At 55.6% G+C, this 26,273-nt stretch carries 24 protein-coding genes; 8 read left to right on the top strand and 16 right to left on the bottom strand.

Features of this window, described 5'->3' with window-relative positions; genetic code table 11:
* Positions 1-20: 20 nt before the first annotated feature.
* Positions 21-974, bottom strand: a complete 954-nt coding sequence (gene ubiA, locus M9H61_RS09615; protein ID WP_250284788.1) for a 4-hydroxybenzoate octaprenyltransferase — start codon at positions 972-974, stop codon at positions 21-23.
* Positions 975-1,047: 73 nt separating this feature from the next.
* On the opposite strand from ubiA, the gene M9H61_RS09610 reads away from it, so the two are divergent.
* Positions 1,048-1,848 carry a 16S rRNA (uracil(1498)-N(3))-methyltransferase gene (locus M9H61_RS09610; RefSeq protein WP_068517252.1) on the top strand — a complete coding sequence of 267 codons (801 nt, stop codon included), beginning with the start codon at positions 1,048-1,050 and terminating at the stop codon, positions 1,846-1,848.
* Positions 1,849-1,859: 11 nt separating this feature from the next.
* Positions 1,860-3,230 (top strand): glutamate--cysteine ligase, encoded by a 1,371-nt coding sequence (locus tag M9H61_RS09605; protein ID WP_250284786.1) that lies wholly within the window; start codon positions 1,860-1,862, stop codon positions 3,228-3,230.
* Positions 3,231-3,312: 82 nt separating this feature from the next.
* On the opposite strand, the gene glpD is transcribed toward M9H61_RS09605, so the two are convergent.
* The 5 genes from glpD to phnD form a co-directional block, all read right to left on the bottom strand.
* The gene (gene glpD, locus M9H61_RS09600; RefSeq protein WP_250284784.1) at positions 3,313-4,833 is read right to left on the bottom strand and encodes a glycerol-3-phosphate dehydrogenase; all 1,521 of its coding nucleotides are present in this window, start codon (positions 4,831-4,833) and stop codon (positions 3,313-3,315) included.
* Between the two features lies 1 nt (position 4,834).
* The gene (gene phnE / locus M9H61_RS09595) at positions 4,835-5,659 is read right to left on the bottom strand and encodes a phosphonate ABC transporter, permease protein PhnE (RefSeq protein WP_068517249.1); all 825 of its coding nucleotides are present in this window, start codon (positions 5,657-5,659) and stop codon (positions 4,835-4,837) included.
* Positions 5,653-6,459, bottom strand: a complete 807-nt coding sequence (gene phnE / locus M9H61_RS09590) for a phosphonate ABC transporter, permease protein PhnE (RefSeq protein WP_250284782.1) — start codon at positions 6,457-6,459, stop codon at positions 5,653-5,655. The genes phnE (M9H61_RS09595) and phnE (M9H61_RS09590) overlap by 7 nt, the downstream gene beginning before the upstream one ends.
* Positions 6,456-7,253: a phosphonate ABC transporter ATP-binding protein gene (gene phnC, locus M9H61_RS09585; RefSeq protein WP_068517247.1), complete on the bottom strand. Its 798-nt coding sequence runs from the start codon at positions 7,251-7,253 to the stop codon at positions 6,456-6,458. The genes phnE (M9H61_RS09590) and phnC overlap by 4 nt, the downstream gene beginning before the upstream one ends.
* Before the next feature lie 85 nt (positions 7,254-7,338).
* On the bottom strand, positions 7,339-8,307 hold the full coding sequence (gene phnD / locus M9H61_RS09580; RefSeq protein ID WP_228194372.1) for a phosphate/phosphite/phosphonate ABC transporter substrate-binding protein: 969 nt from the start codon (positions 8,305-8,307) through the stop codon (positions 7,339-7,341).
* Positions 8,308-8,535: 228 nt separating this feature from the next.
* Here phnD and M9H61_RS09575 point away from each other — a divergent pair, with 228 nt between their 5' ends.
* Positions 8,536-9,339 carry a DeoR/GlpR family DNA-binding transcription regulator gene (locus M9H61_RS09575; protein WP_068517245.1) on the top strand — a complete coding sequence of 268 codons (804 nt, stop codon included), beginning with the start codon at positions 8,536-8,538 and terminating at the stop codon, positions 9,337-9,339.
* Positions 9,340-9,499: 160 nt separating this feature from the next.
* Positions 9,500-10,891, top strand: coding sequence for a class II fumarate hydratase (gene fumC, locus M9H61_RS09570; protein ID WP_371922220.1), 1,392 nt, complete (start codon positions 9,500-9,502; stop codon positions 10,889-10,891).
* Between the two features lie 75 nt (positions 10,892-10,966).
* Here fumC and M9H61_RS09565 read toward each other — a convergent pair whose 3' ends face one another.
* A complete protein-coding gene (locus M9H61_RS09565; protein WP_250284779.1) occupies positions 10,967-11,467 on the bottom strand; it encodes a DUF2867 domain-containing protein in 501 nt (166 codons plus the stop codon).
* A gap of 59 nt (positions 11,468-11,526) precedes the next feature.
* Here M9H61_RS09565 and M9H61_RS09560 point away from each other — a divergent pair, with 59 nt between their 5' ends.
* From M9H61_RS09560 to M9H61_RS09545, 4 genes are all read left to right on the top strand, one after another.
* Positions 11,527-12,045 carry a DUF2946 family protein gene (locus M9H61_RS09560; protein WP_371922226.1) on the top strand — a complete coding sequence of 173 codons (519 nt, stop codon included), beginning with the start codon at positions 11,527-11,529 and terminating at the stop codon, positions 12,043-12,045.
* A gap of 67 nt (positions 12,046-12,112) precedes the next feature.
* Positions 12,113-12,640, top strand: a complete 528-nt coding sequence (locus M9H61_RS09555; protein ID WP_250284775.1) for a copper chaperone PCu(A)C — start codon at positions 12,113-12,115, stop codon at positions 12,638-12,640.
* A 112-nt stretch (positions 12,641-12,752) separates the two neighbouring features.
* Entirely contained in the window at positions 12,753-13,256 is a 504-nt protein-coding gene (locus M9H61_RS09550) for a cupin domain-containing protein (protein WP_068517240.1), read from the top strand.
* Between the two features lie 77 nt (positions 13,257-13,333).
* Positions 13,334-13,981: a LysE family translocator gene (locus M9H61_RS09545; RefSeq protein ID WP_250284773.1), complete on the top strand. Its 648-nt coding sequence runs from the start codon at positions 13,334-13,336 to the stop codon at positions 13,979-13,981.
* Positions 13,982-14,117: 136 nt separating this feature from the next.
* On the opposite strand, the gene M9H61_RS09540 is transcribed toward M9H61_RS09545, so the two are convergent.
* The 9 genes from M9H61_RS09540 to M9H61_RS09500 all read right to left on the bottom strand — a co-directional run bounded on the left by M9H61_RS09540 (position 14,118) and on the right by M9H61_RS09500 (position 26,271).
* Complete coding sequence (locus M9H61_RS09540; protein WP_101248134.1) at positions 14,118-15,113, bottom strand: dipeptide ABC transporter ATP-binding protein; 996 nt, start codon at positions 15,111-15,113, stop codon at positions 14,118-14,120.
* Complete coding sequence (dppD, locus tag M9H61_RS09535; protein WP_068517237.1) at positions 15,113-16,126, bottom strand: dipeptide ABC transporter ATP-binding protein; 1,014 nt, start codon at positions 16,124-16,126, stop codon at positions 15,113-15,115. The genes M9H61_RS09540 and dppD overlap by 1 nt, the downstream gene beginning before the upstream one ends.
* Positions 16,127-16,129: 3 nt before the next feature.
* Positions 16,130-17,053, bottom strand: a complete 924-nt coding sequence (locus M9H61_RS09530; protein ID WP_068517236.1) for an ABC transporter permease subunit — start codon at positions 17,051-17,053, stop codon at positions 16,130-16,132.
* 14 nt (positions 17,054-17,067) lie between these two features.
* Positions 17,068-18,078: an ABC transporter permease subunit gene (locus tag M9H61_RS09525; RefSeq protein ID WP_068517235.1), complete on the bottom strand. Its 1,011-nt coding sequence runs from the start codon at positions 18,076-18,078 to the stop codon at positions 17,068-17,070.
* A gap of 119 nt (positions 18,079-18,197) precedes the next feature.
* Complete coding sequence (locus M9H61_RS09520; protein ID WP_101248133.1) at positions 18,198-19,805, bottom strand: ABC transporter substrate-binding protein; 1,608 nt, start codon at positions 19,803-19,805, stop codon at positions 18,198-18,200.
* Between the two features lie 408 nt (positions 19,806-20,213).
* Positions 20,214-21,233 carry a low specificity L-threonine aldolase gene (locus tag M9H61_RS09515; RefSeq protein ID WP_250284771.1) on the bottom strand — a complete coding sequence of 340 codons (1,020 nt, stop codon included), beginning with the start codon at positions 21,231-21,233 and terminating at the stop codon, positions 20,214-20,216.
* 115 nt (positions 21,234-21,348) lie between these two features.
* On the bottom strand, positions 21,349-22,368 hold the full coding sequence (locus M9H61_RS09510; RefSeq protein ID WP_250284770.1) for a low specificity L-threonine aldolase: 1,020 nt from the start codon (positions 22,366-22,368) through the stop codon (positions 21,349-21,351).
* A 132-nt stretch (positions 22,369-22,500) separates the two neighbouring features.
* A complete protein-coding gene (locus tag M9H61_RS09505; RefSeq protein ID WP_250284768.1) occupies positions 22,501-24,666 on the bottom strand; it encodes a CHASE2 domain-containing protein in 2,166 nt (721 codons plus the stop codon).
* 153 nt (positions 24,667-24,819) lie between these two features.
* Entirely contained in the window at positions 24,820-26,271 is a 1,452-nt protein-coding gene (locus tag M9H61_RS09500; RefSeq protein WP_250284766.1) for a FecR domain-containing protein, read from the bottom strand.
* Between the last annotated feature and the right edge of the window lie 2 nt (positions 26,272-26,273).

Here is a 26,273-nt window from a genome sequence, read left to right as displayed (position 1 = left end):
CTTACAAACCTGTGACGCTATCAGGCAGCAGCAATCAGATGCGAAAGAACGATGGCCACAAGCACCAGAAGTCCATAGTCGCGATTTGATTTGAAACGCCGCAGGCAATTGGCCGCATCGTCGAGTTTGACGGTTGCAACCTGCCAGCCAAGATGAATGCCCGCCAAACCCAGCAAGATGAAATAGGACCAGTGCAGATCGGCCAGCATCCCGGAAATGCCCAGCAACAGCGTGGTCAGGGTATAGAAACCCTTGGCCCATTTCGGGGTGTCATCCCCCAGACGCAGGGCAAGGGATTTGAGCCCGATCTTGGCATCATCATCCTTGTCCTGATGGGCATAGATGGTGTCATAGCCAAGCGTCCAGAAAAAGCCCGCTGCATACATGGCAATCGCAGCCGGTTCGACCGTGCCGGTAACCGCCGCCCAGCCAACCAGCGCGCCCCAGTTAAACGCAAGTCCCAGAACCGATTGCGGCCAGTAGGTGTATCGTTTCATGAACGGATAGACGATGATGATCGGGATCGAACACAGTCCGACAATGATCGCTTCAATCCGGAATTGCACCAGAATGGCCAGGCCCAGCAACATCATGAACCCAAGAAACAGCAAGGCCTGCCAGACCTTGACCTGACCGCTGGGAAGCGGACGGGTGATGGTACGTTCGACCTTGCCGTCAAAATTGCGATCGGCCAGATCATTGATGACACAGCCCGCACCACGCATAATCACCGCACCAAGCCCGAACAGGGCCATCATGATCACGATCTGTTTGGCATCGACGTCCGGTGTGATGCCGCCTGCCATGGCTGTTGACCACCAGCACGGCAATAACAAAAGCCAGGTGCCGATCGGGCGATCAAGACGCAGCAGCTTGAGATACGGCCGTATGGGTACGGGCATATAGCGGTCAATCCAACCATCTGCCGGCATGTCGTTTTTGGTATTCTGTATTGGTTGGTTGACCTGTGTCATAATTGGCCTATCTAACGATTTAATCTTATAAAATCCCGGCGCGACCATTGCCCGGGCATCTTTGGGGACATCCATGACCGCAGACGCCACCCGCGCCCGTCAACGCCTTTTCGTTCACGATCCTATCACGGCCGGTTGCGAGATCGAACTTGCTCCTGAACAGTCTCATTACCTTGAACATGTGATGCGTCTCAAGCCCGGAACGCCTGTTAAGATTTTTAATGGTCTGGACGGCGAGTGGCTAGGCACGATCAGCGAACTTCGCAAAAAGAAGGGGCGCATCACCGCAGAGACCCGATTGCGTGAACAGGGGACCGAAACCGGACCGACTCTTGTCTTTGCACCGATCAAAAAGCAGCGGCTTGATTTCCTGATTGAAAAATCGGTTGAGCTGGGTGTCGGAAAACTTCAACCCATCATCACTCAGCATGGCATCACCGACAAGGTGCGCCTTGACCGGTTGCAGGCACAGGTGATCGAGGCCGCCGAACAATGCGAACGCCTGACTGTGCCCGAAATTGCCGCCCCGGTACGGTTGCTTGACTGGGTCGCAAACGGTGCTGAAAATCACCATGTTCTGTTCTGTGACGAAACAGGAACCGGGTCACCAATTGGTGAAGTGTTAAGTCAGCTATTGGCAAAGGGCGCTGGCTCGGTTATCGACAATACCAATGTTGTTAACCATGCACTCGTGATTGGACCTGAAGGCGGCTTTAGCGCCGACGAACTTGAACGTATCCGCAAACAGCCTTTTGCAACGCCTGTCAGTCTCGGCCCGCGTATCCTGCGTGCCGAAACAGCGGCAATTGCTGCATTGGCGGTATTTCAGGATCGCATCGGCGATTGGTCGCACCGGCCAGTTACGAGAGATTAGGGGAAGCCCTTATGACTGTCAGCGCCTCCACTGGCGACAGCCCGGTTATTGAAAGCCGGCGCCAGCTTGTCGAATGGTTTGAGTCCGGTTGTAAACCGAAAAGTGACTGGGCCATCGGCACCGAACACGAAAAATTCGCCTTCACCCGCGATGATCTTCGCCCGATCCCCTATAAGGGGGAGCGCGGTGTCAAAACCCTGCTTAATGCCCTTGCCGAACGCTATGACTGGGAACCGATCATCGAGAACGGCAATGTCATCGCCCTGACCAAGGACAAATGTTCTGTGTCGCTTGAACCGGGCGGTCAGATCGAATTGTCGGGTGCCCCGCTTAAGAATATTCACCAGACCTGTGGTGAAGTTCATACCCATCTTCATGAATTGCGCGAAATTTGCGGTGATCTTGGCATCGACATGCTTGGTGTCGGTCATCAGCCGAAATGGTCGCGCGAAGATACGCCCTGGATGCCCAAAGGGCGTTACGGGATCATGCGCGACTATATGCCAAAGGTCGGCAAGCTTGGTCTTGATATGATGCTTCGGACCTCGACCATTCAGGTCAATCTGGATTTCAGTTCGGAAGCCGACATGGTGAAGAAGTTCAGAACGTCATTGGCACTTCAGCCGGTTGCGACCGCGCTGTTTGCCGCATCCCCGTTCGTCGATGGCAAGCCAAGCGGTTTCCTGTCGTCGCGATCCAATGTCTGGACCGATACCGACCCGGATCGTTGCGGCATGTTGCCATTCGTGTTCGAAGACGGTTTCGGCTTTGAACGTTATGTCGACTATATGCTTGATGTGCCGATGTATTTTGTCTATCGCGATGGCAAATACATCAATGCTGCGGGCAAGTCGTTCCGTGACTTCATGAATGGCAAACTTGATGTTGTTCCGGGCGAACGTCCGACCATGAATGACTGGTCCGATCACATGACCACGGCTTTCCCGGAAGTGCGCCTTAAGAAGTTTCTGGAAATGCGCGGGGCCGATGGTGGTCCGTGGAAACGCATTTGTGCCTTGCCGGCTCTTTGGGTCGGGCTTCTTTATGATGATGCGGCCCTTGATGCGGCCTGGGAACTGGTCAAGGACCTGTCGGTTGAGGAACGCGAAGCCCTTCGCAATGATGTGCCGCGCACGGCCCTTGCCACCAGGTTCAAGAATGGCACGGTGCAGGACCTGTCGAAGGATGTTCTGGCGGTTGCCAGACAGGGTCTTCAGGCGCGTGGCCGCATGGATGGCTATGGCGATGATGAAAGCCACTTCCTTGACAGTCTTGACGATGTCGCCCAAAGCGGCCGGACTCTGGCCGAGGAATTTCTTGATAAATACGAAACCGAATGGAACGGGTCGGTCGATCCGCTCTTTAAGGAATACGCCTATTAAGGGGGGCGCTATCCCGGTATCGGCAAAAAAGGGCAGTGAAATCACTGCCCTTTTTTCATGTGTCGATTGTCGATACGACGGCTTACTGTGCAGCCTGACCAAGTCGGGCTTGGGTGGCAAACCAATGATGGACAGCATCGATCTGATCAGGCTGCATCCCGAGACCAAGCTTGGTTCTGCGCCACAGGACGTCGTCTGCGTCACAGGCCCATTCATTGGCAATCAGGTAGTGCAGTTCAGCTTCATACAGGTTTGGGGCAACCTGTTGACCCAATTGCGCCACTGACGTGGCAGTACCCAGAACGGTTCTGATTGCTGTGCCATAACAGCGTGCAAGGCGTTCAAGCAGGGGTTGCGGCAACCAGTCAAACTCTGCGCGAAGATCACCGAGGAAACGGTCATAGTCGCCATCTGCCATATCCCCGCCGGGCAGGGTTGCCGATGCGGTCCAGTCGGGGGCCTTGTTGCCAAGGACCGGGGCCAGTTTTTGCATCGCATGTTCGGCAAGTCTGCGATATGTCGTGATCTTTCCGCCGTAAATCGACAGGATGGCAGGCGCGGTACCACCAGTGCCGGTATCAAGATCAAACACATAGTCGCGGGTCACGGCAGATGCATTGGCATTCTTGTCGTCATAAAGCGGCCGGACCCCGGAATAATCCCAGACAACATCATCGCGTGTCAGCGGCTTTGCCAGATAGCCATTGACCAGATCAAGCAGGTAATCGACTTCCTGATCGCTGATCTTTACCTGTGCCGGGTCCCCGTCATAGGGCACATCGGTCGTGCCGATCAGGCTGTAATCGCGCTGATAGGGGATGGCAAAGGCAATGCGGCCATCGTCATTCTGGAAGATATAGCAATGATCATGGTCATGGATGCGCGGCACGATGATATGGCTGCCCTTGACCAGTCGAAGACCGGCGGCCTTGTCGCCAAGACCGGCATTTTCCACCATCTGCGTTACCCATGGTCCCGCCGCATTGACAATCGCGCGCGCCTTGACGGTGCGTTGCGATCCGTCGGCCTGCGCCAGTTCGGCCGTCCAGTGGTCAATCTGGCGCGACAGGCTTGTGCATTTGGTGCGCGTGCAAATTTCGGCACCGCGCGCCATGGCATCCTGCGCATTGAGAACCACCAGACGGGCATCATCAACCCAGCAATCCGAATAGGAAAAGGCACGGGTGAATTGCGGCTTTAACGGGCTGCCTTCCGGGGTTCCGGGCAGTGACAGGGCCTTTGAGCCCGGCAGTCGTTTGCGTTTCGCCAGATGGTCATACAGAAACAGACCGGCACGCAGCATCCATTGCGGGCGCAAACCCTTGTGATGGGGCAGAACGAACGTCAAAGGCCAGATGATATGCGGGGCAGCAGCCAGAAGAACTTCGCGTTCCTGAAGGGCTTCACGCACCAGACGGAACTCATAATGTTCCAGATATCGCAGGCCGCCATGAATGAGTTTGGTCGAAGAAGAAGAGGTGGCCGAGGCAAGGTCGCGCTGTTCGACCAGAAGAACAGAAAGTCCGCGACCGGCGGCATCACGTGCAATACCTGCACCATTGATGCCGCCGCCTACGACCAGAAGGTCGTATGTTTTATCCACGTCAGATCACCTTTTTACGCAGGTAAGCTGAAATGGCCTCGCCAATAATCACCAGACCGATGATCGCCAGAAGAATGGTGGCAACCGTCTGCCAGGCAAAGGTGTCAATCGCCCCCTGAAGGATGATCCCGATGCCGCCTGCACCGACCAGACCCAGAACCGTACTTTCACGCAGGTTGATGTCCCAGCGCAGAATGGACACGGCAAAGAAGGTCGGCATGACTTGCGGAATGATCCCATAGATCAGAATCTTGAAGCGCGACGCGCCAACAGATTCCAGGGCTTCGATCGGTGCGCGGTCGATTTCCTCGATCGCTTCGCCCAGCAATTTGCCAAGGAAACCAAGCGACCGGAAAATGATTGCCAGAATACCGGCAAGCACACCGGGGCCGAACACCGCCACAAACAGCAATGCCCAGATGATGGTGTTAACCGAACGCGATGACACCAGAATGAACCGGCCAAGCCACAGCGTGAAGCGGTTCGGCGTCGTGTTCTGGGCGGCGATCAGGGCAATTGGCAAGGACAGGAACACTGCAAAGAATGTCGCAATCGTTGCGATATTGACGGTTTCAAGCAGCGTCCAGGCAATGTCTTTCCAGCCATCCAGCGATGGCGGGAACATGCGTGCAAACAGATCGCCCATCTGTTCGGGCGCATCCCAAAGCCACGGCCAGATGATGTTGATGGTCGACAGTGACCAGACAACAGCCAGTGCAACCAGTGCCATGACACCATAGCGGCGCCAGCGTTCTTTGGTGGTGTAACGTGACCATTCGCGATGGGCGATTGCGTCCGGTCCGGTAGGTTGAGTGGTGGCTACCATAGGTTCCTCCTGATCCGGCCGCTGATGGCCTCGCTGACAAGGATCACACCGATGATGCAAAGGGTGATGGCCAGCGCAAAGTCATAGTCATATCGGCCAAACGCATTCAAAAGCGTCGATCCGATGCCGCCCGCACCGACAATGCCGACAATCGCCGACGCACGCAGGTTGCTATCAAGCTGATAGATCGAAAGACCGATCTGACGGGGCATGATTTGCGGAATGACGGCATAAAGCAGGGTGACAAAGGTCGCCCCGCCCGCAGCACGGATGGCTTCGACCTGTCCCCAGTCGATTTCCTCGATCCGTTCGGCCAGCATTTTGGCAACAAAACCGATGGAATAGACCGTCAGGGTCAGGATACCGGCAAGCGGGCCGAAACCGACTGCTTTGACAAACAGGATGGCGACAATGACCGGGTGGAAGGAACGGGCAACGATGATCACGCCACGCCCGATGGTATAAAGCCATTTCGGTGCGATGTTCGATGCCGATGCAAAGGCAATCGGAACGCTCAGTGCCAGACCCAAAAGAGTCGAGACAATGGCGATCTTGATGCTTTCCATAAAGCCGTCAAACAGCAACTCGCCACGGATGAAGCTTGGCGGGAAGGCACCCTTGAAAATGCGAATGGCGCGCGGAACACCATCCTGGATACGGTCCCAGTCAAAGGGCAGGCTGGTCAAAGCCCACCAGACATAGGCCACAGTCGCGATCAGAAGACCCCAGCGCAACACAGGGTTGGCAATAAAGGGTGGCTTCTTCCATGTGCGGCCCGTTGATTGAACGGTGCTGCTCATCGTGCTGCTACCTCGCGCAGGTGGGTGTTGCTTTCGGCACCACCGCGTTCTTCGGCCGGAACACCGGCATAGATTTCATCCATCGCGTCATTGTTCAGATCAGTCGGTTCGCCGTCAAAAATGATGCGGCCAAACCGCATGCCGACGATGCGCTGGGTATATTCCTTGGCTTCGTTGACGTTATGGATGTTGATCAGAACCGGCAGATGCAGCTCTGACGCCAGGGCGCGCAGCAGTTCCATGATCTGGCGCGACGTTTTCGGATCAAGCGACGCAGTCGGTTCGTCGGCCAGCAGGATTTCTGGTTCCTGCATCAGGGCGCGGACAACGCCAACACGCTGACGTTCGCCGCCGGAAAGTTCGTCGGCGCGTTTGTCGGCATAATGGGCGATCCCGACACGTTCCATCAGATGAAATGCACGGTCGATGTCTTCTTGCGGATATTTGCGGGTCACGGCACGCCAGGCCGGAAGATAGCCAAGGCGCCCGGATTGAACATTTTCCATGACCGTCAGGCGGTCAATAAGGTTAAAGCCCTGGAACACCATGCCGATACGGCGGCGCGCCAGACGCAGCGCCTTTCCTTCAAGCTTGGTCAGTTCGGTGCCATTGAGTTCGATGGAGCCCGATGATGGCTCAACAAGGCGGTTGATACAGCGCAGAAGGGTACTTTTACCCGCCCCGGATGCGCCAATGATCGAAACCACGCTTTCGCCAGGTACTTCAAGGTTCAGGTTCTTCAACACTGCCTTTTCGTCGCCATAGCGTTTTACAAGTTCTTTGATACGCAGCATTGCGTTACCCCGGTTTGAATGGGAGACGACACAGGGCCACGGCAAGCCGGGCCCTGTGATGTTTTCGTCAATTGATTGAGGTGAATTACTTCAGGTTGTCCGGGGTGTATTTGACACCGTTGGCAGCCTGGATTTCACGAATGACGGCCCAGTCTTCCTGATAGGTGACCGGCAGGAACTTCGACACACCCTTGAATTCTTCACCAAGGGCGGTGCCCTTCATGTCGAAGGTAAAGAAGGCTTCCTTGATCTTTTCGATCAGTTCCGGCTTCAGGTTATAGGCATAGTTGAACGAAGTGGTCGGGAACGGCTTGCTTTCGTAGATGATCTTGACTTCTTTGGGATCATAAAGGTCGCGCTGGGCCATACGTTCGACAACTTCGGAGGCAACCGGGGCTGCGTCATAGTCACCGGCGACAACACCGAGGATCGACTGATCGTGGGAACCGGAATAGACGACTTCGTAATCCTGTTCCGGAACAATGCCCTGACCCGGAAGAAGGGCGCGCGGTGCCAGGTTGCCCGAGTTCGAGGTCGGCGAAGTGTGGGCAACACGCTTGCCTTTCAGGTCGGCCGGGGTGTTGATGCCGCTGTCAACGCGGGTGTAAAGCTGAAGTGTGTAACCGAAACGACCATCATCGCCACCCATCAGGGCGAACGGAACCGCACCGGCAAGGTTGACGGCAAACGGGGTCGGACCGGTCGAGAAGCCCGCAACATGCAGACGGCCGGAACGCATGGCTTCGACTTCGGCCGAGTTCGACTGAACCGCAAAGAAGTGAACGTCCTTGCCGGTTACTTTTTCAAGATGCTCAAGGAACGGCTCCCAGATGTCGGCATAAACGGCCGGGTCTTCGACCGGGGTATATGCAAAGACAAGGGTGTCGGGATCAACAAGCTGATCGGCGGGCGGTGCATCGGCAACCAGATCGCCATCCATGTCGCAATAAATCGGATCAAGATCGCCACGCGCGATGCAGTCGTCAGCCGCAGCTGCCGGGCTGGCGGCGAAGCCAAACATACCAACCGCAGCAAGCAGTGTGGTGAGTTTCAAAACGTCAGTTTTTTTCGGATGTGAAAACACGGCTACCGAACCTTTCTTCCCTGTGAACGCTGGATTTCAGCCATTTGTGATGTGGTTTTGTTGGTTTTATTGTTGCTTTTAACAACATTATGGGTTCGGAAAAGTTGAGAAATCAACATAAAACTGTAACAAAAGATTTCAGCAGAGGTTGCTAGAATGCCTGTATCATCATGAAAGCCGCCAATATTCAAAGGGGATATGGCTTTGCGTTTGGGAAAAAAAGAACGCCAACAACGCATTCTCCATGAACTTCAGGTTCACCCGCATGTGAGAGTTGCCACATTGGCCGAGCGATTCGACGTGGCGACCGAAACAATTCGCCGCGATCTTGATGCGCTTAGCAACGAAGGCCTGATCAAGCGCGAGTTTGGCGGGGCATCTGCCCGACCGATGGGCCATCAACCCGATCTGGCCGAACGCCAGTTATCCGCCGTTGCCGGGTTTGAACGGATTGGCATGCTGGCCGCGGATATGGTGCGTTCAGGCGATGTTGCGATGATCGATGCCGGATCAACCGTGGCACAGATCGCCCCGTTTCTTGCAGCACGGCGCAGCCCCTTGCCCCGGACCTTTCTGACCAATTGCTATGCGGTCGTGCAGGGCATGGCTGATCTTTGCGATTATGATGACGTCCTGATGTGCCCGGGTCAGTATGACCGGCGTGAAAATGCGGTTTACGGGACGGATACGGTTGAATATCTGCGCCGTTTTCATGCCAATATCGCCTTTATCGGGGCATCGGGCGTATCGCGCCAGGGATTTAGCGACGTCAACCGTCGCGCAGTTGCGGTCAAGCGCGCCATGATGGAACGCTCAGACGAAACCTGGCTGATGGTGGATCACACCAAGTTCGATCAGCGCTATCTTGAAAATGTCGCACCACTCGAAGATCTGACCGGGATCATAACCGACCGTGCCCCGGCCCCGGAAATCGCATCCCAGCTTGAACGGGCCGGCATCAGATTGCTGGCCTGGCAGGAGCAGATGGAAAAGGCGGGCTAGGCCGATCGGGCAATAAATGCAAACAAATCTTATTTGCATTTGCCTTTGCGCATGTTCCGAACCATATTTCTGGGCGACGTCCCGCGTTGAAGCGCACGGGATTGTTGCACCGGGTTTCCCGCCCCGGTCAGTTTGACGTCTGACACGGAGGATATCTATCGTGACTACAACAGTGACCACCCGTACTGAACAGGACACCATGGGCGAAATCGAGGTGCCAGCAGACCGGTATTGGGGGGCGCAAACCCAGCGTTCAAAACAGAATTTCCGCATTGGTGGCGAACGGATGCCTGATGCCCTGATCAAGGCATTCGGCATTCAGAAGCTGGCAGCATCACGTGCCAATGCCGTCCTTGGCAATCTTGACCCGGAACTGGCCAAGGCGATCGAGGCCGCGGCACTCGAAGTTGCCGATGGCAAATTGCTTGATCATTTTCCGCTGGTTGTCTGGCAGACCGGGTCGGGTACCCAGACCAACATGAACACCAACGAAGTGATTGCCAACCGTGCGTGTGAAATCCTTGGCAAACCGATGGGCATGCGCGATCCGGTTCATCCCAATGATCACGTCAATCGCGGGCAATCCTCCAATGACAGTTTCCCGGCTGCGATGCATATCGCCGCGGTGGTGGAAATTGAACGGGCGCTTAAACCGGCCCTGAAACATCTGAAACAGGCGCTTGATGACAAGGTCGCGGCCTTTGCCGATATTGTCAAAATCGGCCGAACCCATATGCAGGACGCCGTCCCGCTGACATTGGGACAGGAATTTTCCGGTTATGCGGCACAAATCGAACTGGGGCTGGAACGGATCGAAGATGCGCTGAAACGGCTGCGCAAACTGGCGCAGGGCGGGACTGCTCTTGGCACCGGGTTGAACGCGCCCAAGGGCTTTGACGTTGAATTTGCCAAACAGGTTTCCGAGATTACGGGACTTGATTTTTCAACCGCTGAAAACAAGTTCGAAGCCCTGGCCGCACATGATGCCTGTGTTGAAATGTCGGGTGTCATGAATGTGCTGGCCGCGTCCCTGATGAAGATCGGCAACGATATTCGTTTGTTGGGATCGGGACCGCGCTGTGGTCTTGGCGAATTGATCCTGCCGGCCAACGAGCCCGGATCATCCATCATGCCGGGCAAGGTGAACCCGACCCAGGCCGAAGCATTGACCATGGTCTGCGCACAAGTGATGGGCAACCACGTGGCCGTGACGGTTGGCGGTTCGAACGGGCATCTTGATCTTAATGTGTTCAAGCCGGTGATCATTTATAACCTGCTGCAATCGGTGCGCCTGATTGCCGATGCGTCGGTCAGTTTTGCTGATAATTGTGTGGTCGGGCTTGAAGCCGATCAGGAAAAGATCGACCACTATGTCGAGCAAAGCCTGATGCTGGTAACCGCGCTGGCCCCGCATATCGGATATGATAATGCGGCCGCCGTTGCCAAAAAGGCCCACAAGGATCGCAGCAGTCTTAAGGAAGCCTGCATGGCGCTTGGTTTCCTTGACGGGGAAAAGTTCGATGAACTGGTTCAGGCCCGCGACATGATCTGATCACACTGATCCGATCCATTCCGATTTTCCAAGGCCGGGCACTGTTTGTCCGGCCTTTTTGCGTGCCCGAACAAGTTATCCGCGGCCATAGGCAGCATTCAGCATCGCCGGCACAATCAGGTTGTGAAACGGCAGGACCGCTGCAAGATAGATCCGCCCAAGGGTATTGTTGCGCCGGACAAGTGTGATGCTGCGGACAAGGGTGCGATTGCGTTCCAGTGCTTCGGTCTCGAACACAATGCGGAAATTCAGATGATGGTCATCCAGACCAAGGATGACGCAGTTATCTGTTTCCGATATCACCGGAAACACGCCGATCGTATCGACCTTGGTCATGGCGGCGGTATCAAGGTCGGTCTTCAGTCCAAGCGGCCTGACAATGGCGTTTCGCAGTGCCAGCAGATGATAATACCAGCGCGGTGCCGAATTGATGACGTGACGGGCGGCTTCACGGGCGCCAAGCCCGGGCTTGTCGACCGTAATGACAAATGAATCCCCCCAGTCTGCATCTTTAAGGGCGCGGTGGGGCAGTTTGACGGGACGGGCACTTGCATTGGTGCTGGCGGGGTGGTGCATCGCGGGACTCCCGGTGGGGCGACAGGATCGCATCATCATCGCAAGATGTGATCTTGGCAATGATCAATGTCATTGCAGGTGATGATGAATTCGGGCATATCAACCAGATGATCTCAATCCGGCGCCATACCCGTCATGATCCGGGACCATCAATCACCCGCGTTTTGCAAACGTGGCTGATGGCGTTTGTGATCCTGCTTGCCGGGGTTACCCAGTCCGGTTTGATCCCGGCCTTGCTTGGCGGGCAGGCAAGCGGAATTGCCCGGGCCAGCGCGACTGATGTGTTTCCGGGTGGTGATGTTCTTCTGATCTGTACGCCAAACGGCATCAAGTCGGTGACTATGGCCGACGGGGATGTCGGACACGCGTCGGCACCCGACGGGATACCGTCACCCGCAGGACATGCGTTTTGTTCGCTTTGCGCGACCCATCACGGGGCGGTGGTTGCGGTCGAACTGCCCGATATTGCGCTGGTTGCTGTTGTTCATGATGTTCGCTTTGCCGCGGCAAATGGCGTGGCCAACGGGCATGAATGGCCACGCATCCGTCATTCGCGCGCCCCGCCAGCCGTCGTCTGATTTTCAATTCCCACTCAATTGATGAAATCGGACCCGCATGTGGCGGGCAAAAGACGGATGAATTTTCATGAAAAAGCTGTTTGCTGTTCTGGCGACTTTGGCGTCGCTGTTTGTTGTGACCAATGCCTTTGCGGCTGATATCGAAATCAAGGATGCCTGGGCAAAGGCATCCCTTGGACAGGTGCGCAATGGCGCGGCGTTTTTGACGGTTGTGAACCATGGTGGTGCGGACCGCATCATTGGTGTACGCAGTGACCTTGCCGATAAAACCGAACTGCATACCCATATCATGGCCAACAATGTCATGAAGATGCGCCAGGTCGAAGGCGGCATTGAGGTGCCGATGCATGGCGAAGTTCTTTTCAAACCGGGCAGCTATCACGTGATGATGATGGGCCTGAAAAAGCCGCTTGAACAGGGCGAGATGGTTCAGGTGACGCTGGAATTTGAAAAGGCCGGTGACATTCCGGTGATGATCCATGTGATGGATGCCATGGCCAAGGGTCCGGCAGGCATGGATCATGGCCAAATGGACCACAACCAGACGGAACATGGTCAAAAGGACCATGGCGGCATGAACCACAACGCCAACTGATCGGGTCCGTATCTTCGGATCGATACTACTATTTTGCGGGGGAAGGTTTGCGCCTTCTCCCGTTTTTCGTCATGATGGGAAAAACAATCGCGCCGGTCAGAGGGAGCCCGTCATGTCAGAAAACATCACCATCGACGATCTGATTACCAAACTCGGCCTGCAACCCCATCCCGAAGGCGGCTATTACACCGAAACGTTTCGCGCCTTTGAAACATGCAATCCCGGGAACCGTTATCTCGGTGTGCGCAGCACCGGTACCGCGATTTACTATTTGCTGACACCCGATACCTTTTCGGGGATGCATATTCTGACCAGCAACGAGATTTTCCACCATTATCTGGGCGATGCGGTTGAACAGCTTCAGCTGTTTGATGACGGCACCCACAAACAGGTTGAAATCGGCAAGGACCTGTTGGCCGGGCAAAAACCGCAAGTGGTCGTGCCCAAGAATGTGTGGCAGGGGGCGCGTCTGAAACCGGGCGGGAAATATGCCTTGTTGGGATGCACGGTCGCGCCGGGATTTGATTTTGCCGATTTCTCCATGGGCAAACGCGCCGCGCTGACCGCAAAATGGCCTGCGGCGGCGGATATGATTGCGGCATTGACGCGCGACTGATTTTCGGGCGAAATCACACGGTCACCCAAACGGGATGTATTTACGCAATACGATCCCGCCTTACAGGATTTTGCCCCATGCAGTTCGATACCTGGCTTTTATTTGCCGGGGCTGCGATCGCTTTGGCGATGGCCCCGGGACCAAACAATCTTCTGGCGATGTTTAATGGTGCGCGTTTTGGTGTCTCGTCCGCTGCAATCGGGGGGATCGGGCGCATTGTCGCCTTTGCACTGATGATCGCCATTACCGCGACCGGACTTGGTGTTATTCTTGCGGCCAGTGAAACCGCATTCTTTGTGATCAAATGGGTCGGGGCGATTTATCTGGTATGGCTTGGTGTCAAAAGCTGGCTTGCCAAGGTCAATGATACCGATGAAACCGATGGCCAGATGGCGCTTATGACCAATCCCGGGGCGCTTAATCTGGCGCGCACGGAATTCATCACGGCAATCGGCAATCCCAAGGCAATCCTGATCTTTACGGCCTTCTTCCCGCAATTTCTCGATCCGGCTGTGGCTTACGGTCCGCAATTCGCCGTGATGGGTACGACCTTTATTGCGATGGAAGCGACTGTTTTGCTGGCCTATGGCCTGATTGGCGGCCAGGTCAAAGGTCTGATCCGGTCGGCAACCCACATGCGGATGCTCAATCGGGTGTCGGGAACGCTTCTGGTGGGGGCCGGTGTGCTTTTGGCCTTTACCGACCGGACGCGCTCAGCCGCCTAGGCAAAGGGCGGAATGCCCGCAAATGGGCGCACCGCGTTCAATCCGTTTTTCATTCAGAAATGCGCAGGGGCGCAGCTCGTTAAAGCGCGCCCCCTTGCTCCCTTGTCTACCCGGACATCCGGGTGATCGCCTGTTCTCAGGCGATTTCTTCGACCCGATGGCATGCCACCTCGCGGCCTTCGAATGTGCGCAGTTCGGGTCGAACTTTTGCGCATTCCTCGGTCGCAAACGGGCAGCGTTTATGGAACGCACAGCCCGAAGGCGGATTGATCGGCGAAGGCAATTCACCGGTAAGCGGTTCTGCCTTTACACGATGTGCCGGGTCGATCTTCGGTGCCGATGCCAGAAGCGCCCGTGTATAGGGGTGCAGCGGCTTGGCAAAGATTTCTTCGGTCGGTCCTTTTTCAGCGACGCGCCCGAGATACATCACCATGACGTCATCTGCAATATGTCTGACGACAGAAAGATCATGAGAGATGAAAACATAGGCGACATTCATCTCTTCCTGAAGGTCCATCATCAGGTTGAGAACCTGTGCCTGGACCGACACATCAAGGGCCGAAACCGGTTCATCGGCAACGATGACTTTTGGTTCAAGAATAAGCGCACGGGCAATCGCGATACGCTGACGCTGCCCGCCCGAGAACATGTGCGGATAACGCTGATAGAACTCGGGGCGCAGGCCAACCTTGGCCATGGTTTCGCGCACACGTTCTTCGCGTTCCTTGCGGCCCAGCTGATCCATGTTCAGCAAAACCGGCTCGGCCAGGATCTGACCGACCTTTTTGCGCGGGTTCAGCGACCCGTAAGGGTTCTGGAAAATCATCTGAACCGTGCGACGGAACAGTTTGGCTTCCTTGTCCGACAGGTTGCCGACCGTGTTGCCGTTGATTTTCAGTTCGCCGGCACTTGGCTGTTCAATCAGGGTCAACTGACGGCCAAGGGTCGATTTGCCGCAACCCGATTCACCAACAACCGCAAGGGTCTTCTGGGCTTCGAGCGTGAAGGATACGCCATCAAGCGCCTTGACCGTGGCATTGGGTTTGCCAAAGCCGCGATTGACGTCGTAATGGCGGACAAGATTATCGGATTCCAGAAGCGGAACACCGGGTTTGGTTTCCAGAAAGCTCATTATACATTCTCCCCGGTGGCCATATCGGCAGTCAGGCCGGTGGGCTGGCCCTGATCGTTTAGCGGATAGAAGCAGCGGACATCGCGTCCGTTGAAGTCACGGACTTCCGGACGGGCAGTGATGCAGCTTTCATTGGCGTAGCGGCAACGCGGTGCCAGTAGACATCCCGTCGGGCGGTCATACTGACCCGGTACCACGCCGGGGATGGTGCGCAGGCGGTCATGGCCTTCTGAACGTTCCGGCAATGCTTCGAGCAACGCCTGCGTATAGGGATGACGCGGGGCGGCAAAGATGCTGTCGGCCGGGCCGCTTTCAAACAGCTGACCGGCATACATGACCTGAATGCGGTTGGCAGCTTCGGACACCAGTGCCAGATCGTGGGTGATCAGGATCAGCCCCATGTCACTGTCTTCCTGAAGCTTGAGAAGAAGATCAATGATCTGGGCCTGAATGGTGACATCAAGCGCCGTGGTCGGTTCATCGGCGATCAAAAGGCGCGGCTTGCAGGCAATCGCCATGGCAATGACGATACGCTGGCTCATGCCGCCCGACAGCTGATGCGGATAGGCGGTCATGCGCGACTTCGGATCGGGAATGCCAACCTGATTAAGAAGTTCGAGTGTGCGTTCGCGACGCTGCTTCTTGGTGCCGCCTTCATGGACCTTGAGGGCCTCCATGATCTGGGCTTCGACCGTGAAGCATGGGTTAAGCGCCGACATCGGATCCTGAAAGATCATGGCGATGTCTTTGCCGGTGATTTCACGACGACGCTTGGCGGGCATGCCCAGAAGATCCTGACCATCAAAGGTCAGGGCATCTGCGGTGACACGCCCGGGGAAGTCGATCAGGCCCATAACGGCCAGGGATGATACCGATTTACCGGAACCCGATTCACCGACGATGCCAAGGACTTCGCCGCGATCGACGGAATAGCTTACTGAGTCAACAGCACGAAACGGCTTGTCTTCGGAGCCGAACTCGACTGTCAGGTTTTTTACTTCGAGAAGAGCCATGACTTACCGTTTCATCTTGGGATCAAGGGCATCGCGCAGACCATCACCCATCAGGTTGAAGGCAAGCACGGTGACAAGGATGCAAAGGCCGGGGAAGGTGATCACCCACCAGGCCGAACCCACGAATTCACGGGCTTCGGACAGCATGGTGCCCCATTCCGGCAGCGGCGGCTGTGCGCCAAGGCCAAGGAAGCCAAGGGCGGCAGCGTCAAGGATCGCACTCGAAATACCAAGGGTGCCCTGAACAATCAGGGGCGCCATGCAGTTCGGAAGAATGTTCACAAACATCTGGCGCATATGTCCGGCACCGGCAATCTGCGATGCGATGACATATTCCTTGTTCAGTTCGGATACCACCGATGCACGGGTCAGACGCACATAATGCGGCAACTGGACGATCGCGATGGCCAGCATGGCGTTTTCAAGACCCGGGCCGAGGATGGCGACAATGGCAAGCGCCATGATCAGGCTGGGCAGGGCCAGCATGATGTCCATCAGGCGCATGATGCAAACTTCGACCCAGCCGCGGAAATAACCCGCAACCATGCCCAGGCAAATGCCTGAAATCATCGACAGGATCACAACGAACACGCCGATGGACACCGACAGCTGTGCACCATGTATCAGACGCGACAGGATATCGCGGCCAACCGCATCGGTTCCAAGCAGGTAACGCGGGTCACCGCCTTCCATCCAGACCGGCGGTTTCAGGAACGCGGTGCGGTCCTGTGCAATCGGATCAAACGGTGCAATCCATTGGGCGGTTAGTGCCAGGAACAGGATGAAGGCAATGACCATCAATCCGACATAAGCACCACGGTTCTTACGGAAATAGTCCCAGGTTTCGCGCAGCGGGCTGGGCGGAGCACCAATCGGCTCTGCGACATTGGCTGCCGGGGCTGCGGACGGGGTGGTATTCTCGCTCATCTTTCGCAGTCCCCTTAGCGTTTATGACGAATACGGGGGTTAACAATCCCGTACAGAAGATCGACGATCAGGTTCACGCCCATAACCAGGAAGGCAATCATCAGAATGCCGCCCTGAATGGTCGGATAATCGCGACGGTTCATGGCTTCGATGATCCATTTGCCAATGCCCGGCCAGGAGAAGATCGTCTCGGTCAGGATCGCACCGGCCAGCAACACACCGACCTGAAGGCCGATGACGGTGATAACCGGGATCAGGGCATTGCGCAGGGCGTGGACCATGATGACACGGATCGGTGCCAGACCTTTGGCACGGGCAACGCGGATATATTCTTCGCCGAGAACTTCAAGCATCGAAGAACGTGTCATACGCGCGATCACGGCCATCGGTATGGTGCCAAGCGCCACCGTTGGCAGGATCATATGGCGCAGCGCGCTGATAAAGGCACCTTTTTCATCACTGATCAGGGTATCGATCAGCATGAAGCCCGTGGTTGGCTGAATGTAGTACAGCACCGACAGACGCCCGGAAACGGGGGTCCAGCCAAGTGTTGTCGAAAAGAACATGATCAGAAGAAGCGCCCACCAGAAAATCGGCATCGAATACCCGGTCAGGGAAACTGACATGGTCAGATGGTCGATCCATTTTCCACGATGGATGGCAGCCAGCACACCGAGCGGCACGCCCAGGATAACGGCAAACAGGATCCCCATGATGCTGAGTTCAACCGTTGCCGGGAACAAAGTCAGGAATTCTTCAATGACCGGCTTCTTGGTGACAAACGATTTGCCCAGATCACCCTGGAATACGCCCATCAGGTAATCGAAATACTGAACGATAATCGGTTGGTCGAAACCGTATTGTGCCTGAAGTTCTGCGTATCGTGCTGCATCAACACCACGTTCACCGGCCATCATCAGAATCGGGTCGCCGGGAATGAGGCGTATCAGGAAGAATACCAGAAGGGTGACACCGAAGAAGGTCGGGATGATGTCCCCCAAACGGCGAAACAGGAATCCTAGCATGCCATCGGGCCTTTTTGTGCATCCACGCGTGTTCTCGGCACGGGTGGACGTCTCTCTCTATTGCGGAATTGCAAAGAGGCCCGGAAGACCGGGCCTCTTCGACAAGGTTTTAGGTCGTCTTATTCTTTGATGTCGACGCCATAGAAGATGTGACCGCCAAACGGATCAATCTTGTAGTCAACGACTTCGTTACGGATCGGTTCGAAAACGATCGAGTGTGCGATGGTTGCCCACGGTGCTTCACGTTTGAAGACCAGCTGAGCTTCTTCGTACAGACGGGTACGCTCAAGAACGTCCGAGGTGGTTTTTGCCTGCTGGATCAGCTTGTCGAACTCTTCGTTGCACCACTGTGCACGGTTCGAGCCGCCAACTGCATCGCAGCCAAGCAGAACAGCAAGGAAGTTGTCGGGGTCGCCGTTATCACCGGTCCAACCGAGCATGAAGGTACCCTGTTCACCTTTTTTGGTGCGCTCAAGGTATTCGCCCCACTCGTAAGACACGATTTCGGCATCAACACCGATTTTCGCCCAGTCAGCCTGAATCAGCTCGGCCATACGGCGTGCGTTCGGGTTGTAAGGACGCTGAACCGGCATGGCCCAGATGTCGGTTTTGAAGCCTTCCGGGAAACCTGCTTCTGCAAGCATTGCTTTTGCAGCTTCCGGATCATACGGGTCATCAACGGTGTCGTTGTTGTAAGACCAGATGGTCGGCGGGATCGGGTTTTTGGCAGCAGCACCGGCACCCTGATAAACACCTTCGATGATGGCGTCTTTGTTGATCGCCATGTTCAGTGCTTTACGGACTTTCGGATTGGTGAACGGTTCTTTCTGGGTGTTGTAGCCCAGATAGCCGACGTTCAGACCTTCCTGGCTCATCAGGTTGATCGACGCATCTGCATCCATCTCGGTCAGGTCAGCCGGGTTCGGGTACGGCATAACATGGCATTCGCCAGCTTTAAGCTTCTGGTAGCGAACGGTGCTGTCCGGGGTAATGGCAAAGATCAGGTTGTCGATTGCGGCTTTGCCTTCCCAATATTCCGGGAATGCCTTGTAACGGATGACCGCATCTTTTTGATACTGAATGCGCTGGAACGGACCGGTGCCGACCGGCTCAAGGTCAACCTGCTCCGGCGTGCCGGCTTCCATCATCTTGTCGGCATATTCTGCCGACAGAACGGATGCGAAATCCATTGCCATGTTGGCGATGAACGGTGCTTCCGGACGGTTCAGAACAAATTTAACGGTGTAATCGTCAACTTTGACGATGTCCTTGATCAGGTCCGGCATGGACATTGCGTTGAAGTACTCGTACGAGCCGCCGGAAACACCATGATACGGATGATTTTTGTCAAACTGACGCATGAAGGTGAAGATCACGTCATCAGCATTGAAATCACGGGTCGGTGTGAACAGGTCAGTCGTGTGGAACTTCACACCTTTACGCAGGTTAAAGGTATATTCCTGACCATCAGCCGAAACGTCCCAGCTGGTCGCAAGACCCGGAACGATGGTGGTGGTGCCGCGTTTGAACTGTACCAAACGGTTGTAGATCTGACGCGAAGAAGCGTCAAACGTGGTACCTGCGGTGTAAAGCGACGGGTTGAAGCCTTCCGGGCTACCTTCCGAGCAATATACCAGGGTTTTTGCCGAAGCGGCGGTCGGAGCAGCAAGTGCAGTGGCCGCAAGCAGGCCTGCACCAATCGCCACTTTGACGAAATTCGCTTTCATTAAATGCCTCCCTCAAGGCTGGTCCGTGCAAATCAAGGCGGCCTGCATGATCTTGTTCAGGTCATGTTTGACTTCGCCATATTGGAACGGACGGGGTTTACCCGATCCAACAGAAATTTATGTTGGCAATCGACGAGGGAAAATAATCAGGGTTTCTACGTATCGTCAACGCTTGCTGCGTGGTTCTACGTAGTTTGGACATGACATCCGAATGATGAATTTATGTCAAGTGTTTGTTATTTTTATGAAAATCACCCCAACATTTACGTATGGGAGATGTGCATTTTTTTCGGGGCTCGGACCGGCAAGGATGAATATCACGTCATTCAGATGTGCTTTTAAACGATTCATAATCCGTTGAATTTTAATGATTCGTTTGATTCGCAAGCCGGTCCGAAAGCCAGTTTACTACCCCAGGGTAGTATTCAATTCGGTGATTTGCCCGATATCCGTGTTCCAGGCCGCAACAAAGCGATAGATATCCGCCCCGAGTGACGGCCACGGATGGAACATTACCCCGGCGTCCCGCAATTGCGAAGCCAGTTCAGGCGACAGTTTGACAAACAGTTCGTTGCCATCGGCCGGATGGGCCAGGCTTGCACCACGCCCGATCAGGATGTCGCCAAGGGTCGCGGCGGCCTTGTTGGCATGCGCGGCATTCTTGAGCCACACGTCATTTTTGACATAGGCCAGAAGCTGGGTCGCCAGATAGCGATGTTTGGAATGCAAATGACCACTGCGTTTGCGGGCCTGCTCGACCCGATGTTTCAGGCTTGTGTCAAACAGCACAATGGCATCAACCGCCATTGCACCATTTTTGGTGGCGCCGAAACTGATGGCGTCCACGCCGGCTTTCCAGGTGATGTCTGCCGGGGAACAATCAAGATGGGCAACCGCATTGGCAAAACGTGCGCCATCCATGAACAGGCGCAGACCGTGTTTGCGGCACACATCGCCAATGGCCGCAACCTCGTCCGGGCGATAGACCGTGCCAAGTTCGGTGGCCTGGGTGATGGCAACGCATTCCGGCGCAACTGAATGCACCCCGCGATTGACCTGACCGGCAACAAAGCGGTCAAGGGCATCTGCTTCAAGCTTGGCGGTCGGGCCGTCCATCGCAATCAGTTTTGCCCCGCCGGTGAAAAAGGCAACCCCGGTGCTTTCATCTTCGTTGATGTGGGCCTCGTGATGGCAAATGATGCCGCCATAGGGGGACACAAGTGCCGACAGGCTGATGCAATTGGCGGCTGTGCCGGTCGCAACCGGGATGACGGCCACTTCCTTGTCAAACAGTTCGGAAAAGGCATGGTCAAGTTGCTGACTGATGTCATCACCACCATAGGCCGGGGCGTTGCTTTTGGCTTCTGCGCTCAGGGCTTCAAGGATTTCCGGGCAAAAGGGCGACACATTGTCAGAGGCAAAATTCATCTTCTATCTCGCAGTTATCTGGTGGCAGTCCGGTGAACCCTGATCGGGTGCAACCGGGCAGGCGGGCTTTGAATGCTTATCACATGGCGGGCGTTATTTTGGCAAACAGCGCGGATCAGGCAAGTGTGCGTGGCAGATCGCGGATGGCCTCAATCGGGCTGTTCCAGGCACAGACAAACCGATAGGCATCCGGGCCAATGGATCCCCACGGGCGAAATACCAGGCCATTGTCGCCCAGGCGTTTGGCAAGATCGTCATTCATATGCATGAACAGCTCGTTGCCTTGTGGCGGAAAGGCCGCAGTTGCACCAAGCTGTTCAAGGCTTTTTTGCAGTTCTTTGGCCGCTTCATTGGCGTGGCGGGCGTTGCGCAGCCAAAGATCATCTTCCAGATATGCCAGCAATTGTGCGGCAAGATAGCGGTGCTTTGAAAACAGGTGTCCGCCACGTTTGCGGTTTTTTTCGGTGTGACGGCGCAAGGCCGGGTCAAACAGCACAATCGCATCAACCGCCAATGCGCCATTCTTTGTCGCCCCGAAGCTCAGAACATCAACACCAGCCTTCCAGGTGATGTCGGCCGGATGACAATCAAGGGCTGCGACCGCGTTGGCAAAACGTGCCCCGTCCATGAAAAGACGGGTCTGGTGTTTCTGGCAGACCTTGCCGATCGCCCGAATTTCGGAAACGTCATAAACGGTTCCGAATTCCGTACTTTGGGTGATCGCAACACATTCCGGATCAACCGAATGCATGCCATTGGAAATATGGGTGCTCAGATACCGGTCAAGGGTTTCGGCCTCGATCTTGGCTGACGGACCGTCAATGCCGAGAAGTTTGGCGCCATTGCCATAAAAGGCCACACCGGTTGATTCCGTCATATTGATATGGGCGTGATGGTGGCAAACAATCCCGCCGAACGGGGAAACAAGCCCGGATAATCCGATAAGATTGGCCGCCGTCCCGGTCGCCACCGGCACCACCGAGACATCTGTGCCAAACAATCTGGAAAAGGCAGCATCAAGTTGCCTGCTTTTATCATCTGCCCCGTATGGAAGGGCGGCACTTTCGCTTTCGGCGGCAATCGCGTTCAATATTTCCGGACAGATTGGCGACACATTATCAGACGAGAAATTCATCAGGGCCTCGTTACATTGGTGGGGCGCAAGGCAGGTGGCAATCAATCCGATAGTGGTCGGTATTTTCCAGCCACCATCAAGACTGCCTGTTTTCTTTCACAGTGTTGCGAAACCGGCCTTTTGGCAAGCCAGCTATTTGCTGGTTGCCACAAACACCCCGTTCCAGTCGGCGGGCGGCGGGCTTGTGCGGAATGTGGCAATGCGGTCGGCATACATGTCATACAGACCTGCAAGCGCGCCAATACCGCGTGATGCCTGACGACATTGCGCAATCAGGTTTTCGGCCTCTTGCCACTGTTGCTGGCGATAGGCCGCAAGCATGGATTTATGAAGTGTCACACAGTTGCGGAATGCGTCAGTCTGGCACAGCTTGCCATCACCAAGCAGTGCAAAGATGTGGACAGCTTCGCTTTTGCCTTTGACTGCAATCAGGTCAAGTTCAAGGGTGGCGAAATCGTTTTCCACCCGTTTGGCGACCTCTTCGCCCAGAACGATATCAACACCGTAATTCTTTGACTGACCTTCAAGGCGCGACGCCAGATTGACCGCATCGCCCAGCACCGAATAATCAAACCGCTGATCGGATCCCATATTGCCGACCAGGCAATCCCCGCAATTGATCCCGATCCCGATATTCAGCGGCAGGAAGGGTTCATTGTCGCGTTTGGCTTCGGCAAGGCGTTCGGTATTGAGAACATCAAGTGCTTGTCGCATGGCAAGGGCGCTGTCACACGCATGGTGGGCGTGGTTTTCCACATCAAGCGGCGCATTCCAGAAGGCCATGATGCAGTCGCCCATATATTTGTCGATGGTGCCTTCGCGATCGAGAATGCATTTGGTCAAAGGTGTCAGAAGCCGGTTGATCAGGCGTGTCAATCCTTGCGGATTTGATTTGAAACCTTCGGAAATGGATGTAAATCCGCGGACATCACAAAACATCAATGTCATGTCGCGGGTTTCACCGCCCAGTTTCAGGCGTTCGGGATGGCGCGACAATTCATTGACCAGTGCCGGGGACAAATAGTTGCCAAATGCCGTGCGCACCTGGCGACGTTCGCCTTCGGTCCGCATGAAGCCGATTGAACTGGTGGCAAGATACACTGCCAGCAAACTGACCAGCGGATAGACCGGATCAATCAGCAGCAGTTTGGCATCATATGCCCACCAGGAAATGCCGGCCGCACCGAATGCAAGGGTGCCGCCAATCACGGCTGGCCAGACCGCACCAAGTCGCGGAACCGCAAACACAAAAAACAGACCGATCAAAAGCAGGGCAAGGCTTTCGCTTTCCGCGGCCCAATAGGGGCGGGTCAAAAAATGCCCAAGCAGCATCTGTTCAAGCATTTCGGCATGGACCTCGACACCGGGAAGAACCCGGTCAAGCGGGGTCGAGCGCAAATCAAGCAGGCCGGCTGCGCTGGTGCCGATCAGAACATATGTGTTGCGCAGGCTGTCGGCTGGCAGCTTGTCGGTCATGACATCAACGGCTGAAATGTAACGTTCGGGCTTATGACCGGTAAAATGCACCCACATATATCCGGCATAGTCGGTCGGGATGATGACCGCGCCAACGCGGATGGCTTCGACCCCTTCGGACTGGGTCCAGCGGGCGCTGCCGCTTGCACCCGAAAGACGGACATTCATGGTTCGCGGGGCATCTTGCAGAACGCGCAGCATCTCCATCGACAGGGTCGGATAGATCGGCATGCCAATCGCGGGCAGGTCATAGTCAAGGGCGGCCAGCAACGGAACCCGCCGGACCACCCCATCCTGACCGGGTGAAACATTGACCAGTGCGTTGCCGCTTGCGGCGTCTTCTATGACATCAAGGTTCTTCGCAGCCCCGGGCAATACGGCGATGAAATCGGATAATTGACGCCCGGCTTCGCCGGAAACACTGAAATTGCCAATCTGGCGCGGCGGGGTTTCAAGCTTTTTGGTGCTAAGCTGAATGGCTGTGACGACCTGCCCCGTACCGCGGATGAATTTGGCAAATAGGCTGTCATGATCAGGAAGGCTTTCGGCCAGTGCCGTGATTTCGTCGATCTCACGACCCTTGGGCCAGTCCTTTACCACGCGCGCCGGCGACGTCCGGTCGGGTTCGGCAAAGACCACATCAAAGCCGACAACCCGTGCACCTGCCGAACGCAACCGATACACCAGCCCGGCAAGCCGGGTGCGCGGCCAGGGCCATTGGCCCAGTTCCTCAAGACTTTTTTCGTCGATATCAATGATGCGCACCCCGACATCTTCAAAAGGACGCGGTGCAATACGTTGATAGGTGTCAAAAACACTCATCCGCATCTGATCGACGAATGGAACATCCTGCCACCGCAAAAAGATGCAAGTCAGCAGGATGCCCAATGGAATCAGATAATTAAGAACGCGAAGCAGGCTGTTTTTGCTCAGGCGCATGTCTGGTCCTGTTTTCGTATTACAGCCTGCATCAGCCTAGTTCAGTGTCGCGCTGCCGTCCGTCCCCGAAGTGTAGGTCGTGGTCGACAAATTGAATTCGACATTATAGGCGTCCTTGAACGTGGCAGTCGCGCTACATCCGAGTGAGGAGCAGTTCGGATCGTACGAGAAATCCCCGCTTGCAAACTCAACATTGCCCGAGCTGCTGGTGTAATCGAGGGTCGTTGGATTGAAGCTGCCATCCAGAATACCAGCCTTGCCGGTCAGGCCCGATCCAGTCTGGGTGATGTTCGAAAACAGGACGGCAATTGTCCGGTTGGCGAAATCGACTGTCGAGCTGAAGCTGTAATCCACGTCTGCTCCGTCAATATTGATCGTACCGGTCGACACGGAACCACTGGTGATCTGGCGCAAAGCATCGTAGGTGAACGGATCATTGCTGCTGTTGTTATTGCTGCTAGCAGTATCAACATTGCCAAGAATTGACGTGATTTCGCCTTGTGAGCCCGATGCTGCTGTTGCACCAAGTTGCGCCATGGCCACTTCGATGCTGCCGGCCATGTTCGAGCCGGTTTGTGCATTTGCCTGTTGGGCCTGGCCGGCGGTCAGGCCGGTTTGTTGCGGGGATGCAGCATTTTGTGTGGTTGATGTGCCACTGCTGGTGCCGTCACTTTCATCATCGCTGCGCGATGCCGTGCGAACAAGGTTGGTCGAGAAATCAAAACTCGCTGCACCAAGCGGGAAGCGTGATGGTTCTGTCACCACGTTGCTGCCAACAAACACCCCGAAATTTTCCCCGGTGATGTTTTCACTGTTGCCATTCTGATCGGTCACAGCGAAGGCGCCCGGGCGCGATGTTGTGTCGTTACGTGCAAGGCCGGGGCCCTGATTGACCGCCATAAAGATCTGCTGATTGGCGGTGTCGGGATCGGATGTATCAAAAGAACCCGGCAGAATTGCATTGGCCTGTTCGACCGAAACCGACCGGATCAGGCCGATGGTTCCCCGGATGCCGATTGAGCCGACCGGAAGGTTGATATCCATGCTCGACGGGTTATTTAGCGGAATTTTGCCGGTGACAAACCGCATGACCCCGCGCGCCATATCGGCAACAATCCGTCCATCGCCCGTGGCCGGGTCATAGACAAACTCGTCAATGGCAACGTCGCTGTCCGGACCAATGGTGAAAACGGTTTCGTCAAGCAGCAGGATCTGCATTCCCGAATTGGGGGATGTGATGACCCGGTCGCCCAGATAGACCGGCATGCCGCTTTCGACAAGGATGCCGATTTCGCCTGTTACCTTGTTAAGTGTCACATCACCGGTAACAGCGGCGGATACGCCTGCCATTTCAACGGTGACTTCGGCCCGGGCCGGTGCTGTTTGCATCAGGGGCAGGGCACAAACGGCACAAACGGCACAAAGCGCAGCACCGCGCACAAGGCGTTTGAACCGGTAGTGAAGGGTGGTGGTCGCATTGTTCAGCATCA

Source organism: Thalassospira sp. GO-4, from assembly GCF_023588965.1.
Taxonomy (GTDB): Bacteria; Pseudomonadota; Alphaproteobacteria; order Rhodospirillales; family Thalassospiraceae; genus Thalassospira; species Thalassospira povalilytica.
This window is presented reverse-complemented; position numbering and strand designations above follow the sequence as displayed.